This window comes from Pedobacter sp. ASV12 (assembly GCF_016429155.1).
GTDB lineage: Bacteria > Bacteroidota > Bacteroidia > Sphingobacteriales > Sphingobacteriaceae > Pedobacter.
The window spans coordinates 45842-58093 of the sequence record NZ_JAELUC010000018.1 but is presented as its reverse complement, the minus strand read 5'-3'; the positions used below and the strand labels follow the sequence as shown (position 1 = coordinate 58093).

The following is a 12252-nucleotide window of genomic DNA, read 5'->3' as shown; positions in this document are numbered from 1 at the left end:
CCCCCCCCCCCCCCCCCCCCCCCCCCCCCCCCCCCCCCCCCCCCACCCCTCTTTTCAAGCATAAGACGTAATACGAGATCATGAGTACTGTCTCGTGGGCTCGGAGATGTGTATAAGAGACAGTCTTTTCCAGGCTTGAAATCTGCAGAATTCAACACTAAAAATTCCAAAGCGCGCATAGCTCTTAAAAAGCCAGATTTGCCTGATGCATTAGCACCATACAAAACCGCAGAATTAAGAATTTTCGTTTTAGCATGATAATTATTCGCAAACCCTTTTACTGCCGTCTTAGAAAGATCCAAAACAGCCTTATCTTTTATTGACCTGAAATTTGTAACCGCAAAATTGATTAACATATTATTAAATTATATACAAATTTAAATAAAAAAATGATATAAACAAATTTTACACACAAAATATGCAATTAATTTGATTATATCGGATAAATTTAATGGCATTGTCTTTATTGACTTTTTCTTTAGCATTTTTTTTTGCCAAAAGCTCAAATTGCCTTTTAAATTCAGTTAACATATTAACATTAAAATTCTTCAAAACACATTTCTTTAAATCATTATTATGCATAAACTAACCTTCAAACAACTCCCAGAGGCAGTCGCCATACTATTAGAAAAAATTAAAAAAAAATAGAAAAATTATTATCAGCTAATGATGAACAAGATGAATTTGAACTTTTTGATGTTGAGCAAACTACAGAATTCTTAAGATTATCCAAATCAACCGTATACTCTAAGGTTTGTAGAGGAGAACTACCAGGCTATAAAGCTGGGCATAGATTATACTTCAAAAAAGATGAACTTAAAAACTGGTTAGTCAAAGATCCAATTTTAACCTATCTAGAAATTGGGCATATTGCCGACAAATACATTGAAAGAAGATCAGCAAAGCGAAAAGTTAGATAATATTTTCGAGGAACAATATTCGCAAACTCAAGCAAACTAATAAATTAATAACGGCACATAATTCATTGTTTCTTTGTCATCTTAAGTATTGGTATTGCAGCATTTTGCAATCATTTTGAATCAGTTTGCATTTTTACTTCCCGATACAAAACTTACTAAAAATATTCTCCAGCAAATCATCGGTAGTTACAGTCCCTGTAATTTCGCCGAGGTAATGCAGGGCCTGTTTAATGTCCATGGCCAAGAAATCGGAAGTTACGGGATTGTCAATGTTCTGCAATACCCGTTGCAAAGCGGCTTCGGTATTTTTAAGGGCCTCCACGTGGCGGATGTTGCTCACCAAGGTTTCGCTGGTATTGATGTGATGCAGGTTAACCTTAGCCAATAGTTGCTGTTTCAATTCGTCTATACCCACACCTTCTTTGGCGGCCAGGAACAATACTTCCTGCTGTTCAAAAGGCTCACGCTTTTCAGGCGTTAGCAAATCAGCTTTGTTGATGAGGGCCAGGTAAGGAACACCCAGTTGCTTCAGCTCTGAAAGTTGCGTTTCCAATTCCTCCGAGCTTTGCAAGGCATCGACCATGTAAATGATCAGTTTGGCCTGTTTCATGCGCTCCAAGGTACGCTCTACTCCTTTGGCTTCAATCACGTCGGCAGTTTCGCGGATGCCTGCCGTATCAATAAAGCGGAAAATTACACCCTCAATGTTCAGATCGTCTTCAATCGTATCACGGGTAGTACCGGCAATATCAGACACAATGGCTCTTTCTTCGTTCAGCAAAGCATTGAGCAAGGTAGATTTGCCTACGTTTGGTCGACCGGCAATTACAATAGGTACGCCATTCTTCAACACATTGCCCATCTCGAAAGAAGCAATCAAACGGTACAAGACCTTATTGATCTGCATAATCAGGTTGCGCAATTGCTCACGGTTGGCAAATTCTACATCTTCTTCGGCAAAATCGAGTTCCAGTTCAATCATCGAGGCAAAATGGATCAGTTGTTCGCGCAAACCCTTCAATTCGTTGGCAAAGCCACCGCGCATCTGCTGCAGGGCCACATCGTGCGAAGCCTTGCTGTCAGAAGCAATCAAATCGGCCACCGCTTCTGCCTGACTCAAATCGAAAGCGCCGTTTAAAAAGGCACGCAGGGTAAACTCGCCTGGCTTGGCTGCCCTCGCTCCTTTTCTGATCAACAAATTCAAAATCTGCTGAATAATGTAATTGGAACCATGGCACGAAATTTCTACCACATTTTCTTTGGTGTACGATTTAGGCGCAATGTACAAGCCTACTACCACCTCATCTATGATGCTATCGCCATCCTTGATCAGTCCAAAATGCAAGGTGTGCGTAGCCTGTTGGGTCAAATCCTTGCCCTTAAAAACCTGATTGGTCAACTTAACGGCATCGGGTCCCGACAAGCGGATCACGCCGATGGCGCCACTTCCTGGAGGCGTAGACAAAGCAATAATGGTATCTGTAGTGTAGCTCATGTGCATGAATAGAAAAATGCAAAGATAGGCAAATTAAAGGCTAAAGCCGAAAGGCCAAAGGTGAAGGTGAAAGGTGGAAGGTTTAAGGAAGAATAACAATCGTCAGTTTAAAATAACCAATGAGCCAAAGAACCAATGAACTGATAAGCCAATGCACCATAGGCGCAAACAAATTTGCTATATTCGTGTTACTTAAGGGGAAAAACACAAAACTATCTATGCTATGAAGGAACTACCACTAACTGTAAAGCGATCTATCGAATTATTGGGCATTGTACTGGTTGCCACCATCTTAATTCTAGGCCGAGACATTATCATGCCGGTTATCATGGCATTTTTTATCAGCATCATGCTTTTGCCTATCTACCGCTTTCTGAGGAAGTACAAAGTACCCGAATCCATTTCCATTATCCTACCCATTCTTTTTGTACTGATTTTCATTGCAGGTATTGTATGGTTCTTTTCGGCACAGATCGGCATTTTAGTCGACGATTTTCCGCAGATCAAGCAAAATGTAGCCAATCACCTGCAATCGCTCAAGCAATGGATCAAAGAAATTTCCGGAGTAGAAATCACCAAGCAGGAAGCCTTTTTGAAAGAAAAAAGCGACGATCTGCTCGCTGTTGGCGGCCGTGCGGCAAGTGGCGCTGCCGTAACCCTGAGTGGCGTTTTCGTATTTGTAGGCCTCTTGCCTATTTACATCTACCTGATTCTCTTTTATAAGGATATTCTGCTCCGTTTTACCTTCATGTGGTTTAAGCCCGCCGATCACCCCAAGGTGAAGGAAGCGGTTTTCGAAACCGAATCAATCATTAAAAGCTACTTGGTAGGCTTATTGATACAAATTACCTATATGACCGTGCTTTTGGGTGGCTTGCTCATGCTTTTCGGCATCAAGCATGCTTTACTGATTGGGGTTATTTTTGCCATTTTAAACCTTATTCCCTATGTGGGGGCCTTGATTGGCAACGTGATAGGCGTGTTGCTTACGCTCACCTCGTCAACCGAGCTTTGGCCGGTACTAACCGTATTGGGCGTTATTGCGGCCGTTCAATTCTTAGACAACAATATCCTGATGCCACGAATTGTGGGCTCTAAAGTCAAGATCAATGCCTTGTTTTCTATTTTGGGCGTGCTGATTGGCGGTGCCATAGCGGGTGTGTCCGGCATGTTTCTCTCCCTGCCCATCATTGCGGTACTCAAAATCATTTTCGACCGTACCGAATCATTCAAGCAGTGGGGTGTTTTATTGGGCGACGAAAGACCGAGCAAAAGCCCGATGAGTTTTCCAAAATTCAGAAAAAAGAGCCTTGTGCATACAAAATCTGGTGTAATTGATAAAGAGTAATTTTCAATTGACAGTTGATAGTTTCCAGTTGGCAGTTTGCCATTGAACACCAAATAGGCAACATAGCACTTAGCTGAACTTAGGAGTCTTAGGTGGTAACTCACAAGGGAATTGACAGTTGGCAGTTTGCCATTGAACACCAAATAGGCAATATAGCACTTAGCTAAACTTAGGCGTCTAAGGGGTAATTCACAAGGGAATTGACAGTTGGCAGTTTGCCATTGAACACCAAATAGGTAACATAGCACTTAGCTAAACTTAGGCGTTTAAGGTGGTAATTCACAAAGGAATTGACAGTTTGCAGTTGGATATTGCATAATCAACAAACGAGCTAATGTTTCAACAACTCGAAAGCAAATTTCAATATCGTACCAAATACCACAATCAGGAAAAAAACACGCACAAACTTATTGCCTTTAAGTAAGGCCAATCTTGCGCCAAAAAATGCGCCGGCAATATTAAAAACAGCCATAGGCAAAGCGTACTGGAATAAGATGTGTCCGGTAGAGCTGAAATAGAGAATAGCCGCCATGTTCGTAGCCAGGTTAACCATCTTGGCATGGGCACTGGCCCCAACAAAATCGAAACCCAATACGGCAATGAACACCAAGATCAGAAAAGAACCTGTTCCAGGGCCGATTAATCCATCATAAAAGCCAATGACCAGCCCAAAACCCGTGGCCAAAGCCACTTGTTTGGCAGTCGAATGGCTCTTGTGTTGCTGGATACCAAACTGTTTGTTAAAATAAGTATAAACGGCTACGCCGATAAGCACCACCAAAATAACCGGCTTAATAACCTGGTTGTTAATCATACTTACCGAATAGGCTCCCAACAACGCGGCCAAAAACGCCATCGACGCACAAGTCACCAATATTTTTAGGTTAAACTTAACCTGTTTGCTGTATTTATAGGCGGCAATACTGGTGCCTGCCAACGAAGGGATCTTGGTGGTTCCCAACAAGGTAGCAACCGGATAATGGGGCAAAACAAGCAGAATGGCAGGTGTTTGCAACAGGCCACCTCCACCTACGATGGCATCAATAAAGCCAGCCGCAAAAGCAGCCAAACAAAGTAGCGCTAATTCTTGAGCCATTTCTCAATTTTCAGTTGGCGGTTCTTGATTTGCAATCAGCTGATAAACTACATTCTTTCTGGCACCTGGATTCCCAAGAGCTGCGTGCCTTTTTTAAGCACATCGGCGGTAAGTCTGCAGATATTCAAGCGGTGCTGCTTAAGCAATTGGTTCTCTTCCCTTACAATGGGCGGAGTTTCGTGATAGAACTTATTAAACAACTTGGCCACTTCGTAAAGGTAGTTGGCCATAAAGGCTGGGCTGTATGCTTTGGCGGCATTCACCAATTCTTCAGGATATTTGGCCAACAGCATGATCATTTCCAATTCGGTAGGCGCCAAATCAACGCTGTACAGCGAACTGTCGGCCGTGAGTTGGTAATTTGCCTTGCTTAACAACGATTTGATCCTGGCGTGGGTATATTGAATAAATGGCCCCGTGTTGCCCTGAAAATCAATCGATTCTGACGGATCGAACAACAAGCGCTTCTTAGGCTCTACCTTTAACAGGAAATATTTTAAAGCGCCTAAACCTATATTATTGTACAATTCTGTTTTTTCGGCATCGGTAAAATCGTTGGTTTTGCCCAGGGTTTCGGTTTTTTCTCGAGCGGTTTCAACCATTTCGGCAATCAGGTCGTCGGCATCTACTACTGTTCCTTCCCTACTCTTCATCTTGCCGCTTGGCAAATCAACCATGCCATACGACAGGTGGTGCAAGCCTTTGGCCCAGCTTTTTCCCAATTTCTCCAAAATGAGGAACAATACCTTAAAATGGTAATCCTGTTCGTTGCCCACCACATAGATCGACTCGTCCATGTGGAAATCGTCGTACTTCATTTGGGCCGTCCCCAAGTCTTGGGTAATGTACACTGAAGTACCGTCGGCACGCAGTACCAATTTTTGGTCGAGGCCTTCAGCAGTCAGGTCTATCCAAACTGAGCCATCTTCTTTTTTAAAGAAAACGCCTTTGGCCAAGCCCTCTTCAACTGTGTCTTTGCCCAACAGGTAAGTATTGCTTTCGTAATAATACTTGTCAAAATCTACGCCGAGCTTTTGGTAGGTTACGGCAAAGCCATCGTAAACCCAGCCGTTCATTTTTCTCCAAAGTGCAATTACCGCTTCGTCGCCCGCTTCCCAGGCCAAGAGCATTTGTTGCGCTTCCTTAATCAATGGTGCATTTTTCTTGGCTTCGTCTTCGGTCTGTCCCTGAGCCACCAAAGCTTCTATTTCCTTCTTATATTCCTTATCAAACACCACATAATATTTGCCTACCAGGTGGTCGCCTTTTAAGCCCGAGCTTTCAGGCGTTTCGCCATTGCCCCATTTTTGCCAGGCCAGCATCGATTTGCAGATATGGATGCCCCTATCGTTAACCAGGTTTACCTTGATCACCTCGTAACCCGCCGCGCCCAGCAATTCGGCTACCGAATAGCCCAACAGATTGTTGCGCACATGGCCCAAATGCAAAGGTTTATTGGTGTTTGGCGAAGAATACTCCACCATTACCTTTTTGCCGTTTGGCTTGATCTGGCCAAAATCGGCGCTCAATAAATCGCTGTTCAGCAAATTGAGCCAATAACTATCGGCAATGCTCAGGTTCAGAAATCCTTTTACCACATTAAAACCGCTTACCACCGCTACCCGTTCTACCAAATAATTGCCGATGGCATTAGCGGTTTCTTCGGGCGATTGCTTCGAGAATCGAACAATCGGAAAAACAACAATGGTTACTTGTCCTTCAAATTCTTTGCGTGTTTCTTGCAGGTTGATTACGCTTTCGGCAACTTCTTCGTTATAAAGTTCCTTGATTGCCTTCAGCGTTTCGGTAATGATAAAATTCATGCCCAAAAATAGCGAATAAAGCGTAAAGCTGAAAGAGCCCGAGGCCAAATCGACCAACAAAAGAGATTATTTATTTACGAAATACCTAGTAAAGTAACTTGTCACAAACAGAAATCAGCCACTATGGTAAAATCTATTGAGGCAATACAAGCGCCGATGTTAACCTAGTTAAGAAAATACCGGTTAAAAAATCCATCAACAAAGCCTTTAAGGCCGGTGACGACAGCAAGAGCTGGTGTGGATAAGCCAGTTTCTTGATGTTGTAGATTAAAGGTGATTATAAAAGCGCCAGACCATAATGTCTAGCGCTTTTTCTATCTACAAGAATATCGCGCCTAAGTTTCCACTAGGAACATCTACATTGAGATAAGCGACATTGTTGGTGTCGTCATAAGTGCTGAAATAGCAATTATAGGTCGTATCAGTAGATTGATTATAGATGTAAATTACTTTAGAACGGTCGCCGTATAACTCAGAAAGCACTTGGTAAGTTCCGGCAGGCAGACCGGCACTTCCAGGCCAATAAAACGAGCCGCAATACCAGGTGAGCTCTGGTGGCGGATCGCTTTTTAGCACTAAAGCATTAGATTTTTCCACAGTTGTACCTACAAAGGCACAGGTGAGCAAGAGCATAAAAATAATTTTTTTCATTGTAATTTAGATTTTAAGGGTTACACTTATTTGTTTTCTTACAATTTAGTCATTCTAAACGCTGTTTCGGCTTTAAATGATGTTCTATTTTTTGACAAACCAGATTTTTGTTAGAAGCAAACGACAAGAAAGCCACCTTCACCAATTGGTACATATTTATGCTCGCGAATTGGTTGCGAAGAACAAATGCAACCTACTCATTTTTAAATGGTAAAGCCTAATTCGTCAATACAAAATGTAGTCAAAACCTAAAAAGGAAACAGCAAAGCAACACTTTTCTTTCTCAAAAAATCTGATAGCTTTGCATTATACAGACCAAAATATGAGCGCACAGAACGAAAATTTCAAGGTAAAAGTTAATACAGAAATCGGTAGGCTACGTAAATTACTCATCCATAGCCCAGATAGCGGCTTGGGAAAAGTAGTTCCGTCGAAAGCGCAAGACTGGTTATTTGAAGACATTGTACACCTCGATACCATCCGCAAAGGCGAATATGATTACTACGTAAAGTTGCTGATGTATTTTCTCGACCCCGATAAAATCAAAGGCAAATTGGCGCATATCGATTCGGAAGAGGCCAACCGTGCCTTCTTTAAGCCCAATGATCCGGGCTTCCATAATTCGCAGGCGGTTGTAGAAGTACAAAACCTGCTGGCAGAGGTATTGGAAAACGAATCGATCAGAAAGAAACTGGTGGCTGCCGTAGCCGCTATCGAGGGCTGTACCTATAAGCTGCAACTGAAACTGGTGGATACGCCGCCACAAGAACTGGCGGAAATCTTTATTTCGGGTACGTTGGCAGATGATACCATGATTTTCGCGCCTATCCCCAACCTTATTTTTACCCGCGATGTGGGCACCACCATCAATAAGCATATCTTACTGAACAAGCCAGCAAAAAAAGCCCGTGTACGCGAAACCTTGCTGATGCGTTATATTTTCTTTAACCATCCGTATTTTGCCGCATATCAGCACAATATTATCGAAATACCAGATCCTACCCAGCATTTTTTAAGGCCGGGCGAAGAAACCCATTACCGCACCACGTTAGAAGGCGGCGATGTGATGATGGTGAGTCCGAACCACGTGCTGATCGGTTGCAGCGAAAGAACTTCGGAAGAAGGGGCCAACGAAGCCATCAAACTGTTGTTCGAGCAAAATGTAGTGGAGAAAGTAACCGTAGTAAAAATCCCTAGCAAACGCGATTATATGCACTTAGACACTGTTTTTACGCAGGTCAAACGCAATACCTGGGTTATTCTCAACTCGATTGCCCACTCGCCAAAATACAATGCTTCAGAGCCGATCAATTTCTTAAAGGAACCCGAAAGACTGGAAGCTACTACAGCCATCCAGTTCAACAAAAACAAACCTGGCGAGCCTAAATATTTCGAACATGTAGAAGCTTTGCTGAACGACATCAGCCAAAACGATTTGGGTTGCACTGAACCTACAAAAATCATTTACAGTGGCAACAACACCTTTCCATACGATTCGAGAGAACAATGGACCGATTCATGTAACCTCCTGGCCATTAAGGAAGGCGTGGTTTTGGGCTACGACCGCAACGACAAAACGGTAGAGGCCTTTGAGGCCAATGGCTTTAAGGTGGTTAAAGTGCAAGACCTGATCCAGGATTTGGAAAGCGGCAAGGCAAATGCCGATACCCTAACCGATACCCTGATCCTCATGCCATCGGCAGAGCTTTCGAGGGCCCGAGGTGGCTTTCACTGCATGAGTTTGCCTATTTTGAGGGATGATATTTAAGAAGTTGTGGATTGGGGGTGCTGAGTTTTGAGCGGGATGTTAAAGATTGAAAGTTCAGTTTCCTCGTTTAGCTCGGCATGGCAATTTATAATTAACAAGTGAAGCAATAATCGAAAGATGCAAGCAGCTAATACGAAAAAACGAACAACAAACCAGCTAACAATCGAGTAATGCAGACAACCAACCATATTTTAATGATCCGCCCTGTCGATTTCAAATTTAACGAACAGACGGCTGGCAACAACAAATTTCAGCAGGCCAATTCGGCAAGCGATGTACAGCAAAAAGCATTACAGGAGTTTGATGGCTTTGTAGCGCTCTTGCGTGCAAACGGCGTAGAAGTAACGGTGGTTAACGATACCCTGCAACCCGAAACCCCCGATTCGATCTTTCCCAACAATTGGGTTTCTTTTCACCACAATGGCGAGGTGATCCTCTACCCTATGTTTTCGGTGAACCGCAGGGCTGAACGCCGATCAGATATTATGGAAAGCCTGGGCAAAACATTTGGCATCAGCAAAATTATCGACCTCAGCACTTACGAAAACAGCGAACGGTTTTTGGAAGGCACCGGTAGTTTGGTCCTCGATCGCGACCACAAAATTGCCTATGCCTGCCTATCGCTCAGAACCCATCAAGAAGTATTGGCCGATTTCTGCGAAAAAACCGGTTATCAGGCTGTTGTTTTCAGCGCAGTCGATTCGACCGGCTACCCCATTTACCATACCAACGTGATGATGTGCATTGGCGATCAGTTTGCCGTGGTTTGTTTCGATTCCATTCCCGATCCAAGCGAACAGGCCTTGGTCAGAGACAGTTTGAGCCAAAACGGCAAGGAAATCGTTTCCATTACTTTCGACCAGATGAACCATTTCGCCGGCAATATGCTGCAGGTCAGCAATAAAGAAGGCGAAAGTTTGCTGGTGATGTCGGAACAAGCCTACCTGTCGCTTACCCCAAACCAAATAACCGTTTTGGAAAAATACTGCAGACTGGTTTATGCGCCGCTATACACCATCGAAACCAACGGTGGCGGCAGTGCCCGGTGCATGCTGGCCGAAATCCATTTGCCACTTAAACCCTAAGCCAAAATGCGCTCGATTTTATACTCCTTGTTGTCCGCTATTTTGTTGCAGAGCTGCATTTCCAAAAATGAAACGCCGGTAGACAATCCGCCTGTGCTCATTCAGCATGCCAACCAGGTTCTGACCTTTGAGCTTAAGGATATCCTGATGGAAAACGAAAATGTTCAGCTAAAAGGAAGTAAATTCAACAACAAGGATTCGATGGTTTCGCAACTCGATGTAGTGATCAAAAACGCTGAACGCATTCCACTTGAACAGGAATTGCCCAATTTAGGCAAAAAGATTGGCATTATTGTGAAAACCGTTTTGTTGGACACCAACCAATACCAGCAATACAAAATCAGTTTCAGGGCAAAAGACGATCTTGAAAATCCTGCCGAAATTGTTGTTTTGGCTCGCGATATCACCTCTATCCCGCTCAATTCGTCATATTTTAAACCGGGCGCTTTAAAGCGTTAAACCGCAGAAAATGTGATTTCTTCGCTCCAACTTGTTCCCAATTCGGCCTCACAATCTCTGCACAGCCAAACGAACTAATGAACCAGCAAGCGGATGAGCCAATGGACAAGCGAACTAATGACTGCTTCGCAGCATAAAAAATTTGTTTTTAACGGATAATTCTCAATTTAAAATTACATTTTTGCAAAAATTATTTAACGTAAATAAATGCAGAGTTATTCCGAATTTCTTGATCTGAGCGTAGGCTTTCCACAAGAAGGCTACAGCGTTATAGACGATGAGCTATACTTTCACGATCTAAATTTAATGGAAATGATAGAAACCTATGGTACGCCATTGCGTTTCACTTATTTGCCTATGGTAAGCAAGAAGATCCAGCAGGCTAAACTGCTGTTCCAGACGGCTATCATCAAGAACAACTATCGTGGCGATTACAAATACTGTTATTGCACCAAAAGCTCGCATTTCAGACACATTGTAGAAGAAGCCCTCAAAAACGGCATCCACTTGGAAACCTCTTCTGCCTTCGATATGCCGATGATCGATGCGCTGGAGAAAAAAGGCGTGCTCGACAAGAGCATTACCGTAATCTGCAACGGTTTTAAAACCTACCAGTACAAGCAGTACATCATCGATATGCTGCACGATGGCTATAAAAACATTATTCCGGTACTCGATAACAAGGAAGAATTCAACCTGTACGACGACGAGGTGGAGATGGATACGCCTTGCAACCTGGGCATCCGTATCGCAGCCGAAGAACAGCCTGACTCGCAGTTCTATACCTCGCGTTTGGGCGTTCGTTTAGAAGATGTGATCGATTTTTACAACAACAAGATATCGGCCAACCCTAACTTTAAGGTAAAGCTGCTCCATTTCTTCATCAACTCGGGTATTACCGATTCGCCGTACTACTGGAACGAACTGGAGAAATACGTAACCTTGTACTGCAAGTTCAAGAAAATCAATCCTGATCTCGATACGCTAGATATTGGTGGCGGTATGCCATTCAAAGACAGTTTGGTATTCGATTTCGATTATGAATATATGGTAAACGAAATCGTGAAACGGATCAAGGAAATCTGCTCTGAGCACGAGGTGATGGAACCGGATATCATTACCGAATTTGGCAAATATACCGTAGCCGAGGCCTCGGGCATCTTATACAAGGTATTGGGCCGCAAGCAACAAAACGACCGCGAAAAATGGCTGATGCTGGATGGCTCTTTCATTACCAACCTGCCAGATGTTTGGGCCCTGAACCAAAAATACATCCTATTGCCTATTAACAATTGGGATGCAGAATACGAACGCGTAAACTTGGGCGGCATTACCTGCGATGGCCAGGATTACTACAACCAGGAAGCCCACATGAACAGTGTGTTTATGCCCAAAACCCGCAAAGTGCAATACCTCGGTTTCTTTAACACTGGCGCCTATCAGGAGGTATTGAGTGGCTACGGCGGCATACACCATTGCTTGTTGCCAAGCCCGAAACACGTGATTATCAGGCGCAACAGAGACGAGACTTTCAACTTCGAGGTATTTGGAGAAGAGCAAAACAGCAAGCAAGTACTCAAAATTCTGGGTTACACCTAAAATACAGC

At 43.4% G+C, this 12252-nt stretch carries 10 protein-coding genes; 6 read left to right on the top strand and 4 right to left on the bottom strand.

The window, feature by feature from the left end; all coding sequences use genetic code 11:
- Window positions 1–644 precede the first annotated feature (644 nt).
- Window positions 645–920, top strand: coding sequence for a helix-turn-helix domain-containing protein (locus tag JHD69_RS21455; protein ID WP_199138729.1), 276 nt, complete (start codon window positions 645–647; stop codon window positions 918–920).
- Window positions 921–1053: 133 nt separating this feature from the next.
- Here JHD69_RS21455 and mnmE read toward each other — a convergent pair whose 3' ends face one another.
- Window positions 1054–2415, bottom strand: coding sequence for a tRNA uridine-5-carboxymethylaminomethyl(34) synthesis GTPase MnmE (gene mnmE / locus JHD69_RS06980; protein WP_199138718.1), 1362 nt, complete (start codon window positions 2413–2415; stop codon window positions 1054–1056).
- Between the two features lie 223 nt (window positions 2416–2638).
- On the opposite strand from mnmE, the gene JHD69_RS06975 reads away from it, so the two are divergent.
- Complete coding sequence (locus JHD69_RS06975; protein ID WP_199138716.1) at window positions 2639–3763, top strand: AI-2E family transporter; 1125 nt, start codon at window positions 2639–2641, stop codon at window positions 3761–3763.
- A 331-nt stretch (window positions 3764–4094) separates the two neighbouring features.
- Here the strand turns inward: JHD69_RS06975 and JHD69_RS06970 are convergent, their stop codons facing one another.
- The 3 genes from JHD69_RS06970 to JHD69_RS06960 all read right to left on the bottom strand — a co-directional run bounded on the left by JHD69_RS06970 (window position 4095) and on the right by JHD69_RS06960 (window position 7333).
- A complete protein-coding gene (locus JHD69_RS06970) occupies window positions 4095–4859 on the bottom strand; it encodes a sulfite exporter TauE/SafE family protein (protein ID WP_199138714.1) in 765 nt (254 codons plus the stop codon).
- Between the two features lie 47 nt (window positions 4860–4906).
- Window positions 4907–6682: an arginine--tRNA ligase gene (gene argS / locus JHD69_RS06965; protein ID WP_199138727.1), complete on the bottom strand. Its 1776-nt coding sequence runs from the start codon at window positions 6680–6682 to the stop codon at window positions 4907–4909.
- A 318-nt stretch (window positions 6683–7000) separates the two neighbouring features.
- On the bottom strand, window positions 7001–7333 hold the full coding sequence (locus tag JHD69_RS06960; protein ID WP_199138712.1) for a hypothetical protein: 333 nt from the start codon (window positions 7331–7333) through the stop codon (window positions 7001–7003).
- Between the two features lie 322 nt (window positions 7334–7655).
- On the opposite strand from JHD69_RS06960, the gene JHD69_RS06955 reads away from it, so the two are divergent.
- From JHD69_RS06955 to JHD69_RS06940, 4 genes are all read left to right on the top strand, one after another.
- Window positions 7656–9101 carry an arginine deiminase family protein gene (locus JHD69_RS06955; RefSeq protein ID WP_199138710.1) on the top strand — a complete coding sequence of 482 codons (1446 nt, stop codon included), beginning with the start codon at window positions 7656–7658 and terminating at the stop codon, window positions 9099–9101.
- A 170-nt stretch (window positions 9102–9271) separates the two neighbouring features.
- Entirely contained in the window at window positions 9272–10186 is a 915-nt protein-coding gene (gene ctlX / locus JHD69_RS06950; protein WP_199138708.1) for a citrulline utilization hydrolase CtlX, read from the top strand.
- Window positions 10187–10192: 6 nt separating this feature from the next.
- Window positions 10193–10645: a hypothetical protein gene (locus tag JHD69_RS06945; protein ID WP_199138706.1), complete on the top strand. Its 453-nt coding sequence runs from the start codon at window positions 10193–10195 to the stop codon at window positions 10643–10645.
- 207 nt (window positions 10646–10852) lie between these two features.
- Window positions 10853–12244, top strand: a complete 1392-nt coding sequence (locus JHD69_RS06940; protein ID WP_199138704.1) for an arginine decarboxylase — start codon at window positions 10853–10855, stop codon at window positions 12242–12244.
- Window positions 12245–12252: the final 8 nt, after the last annotated feature.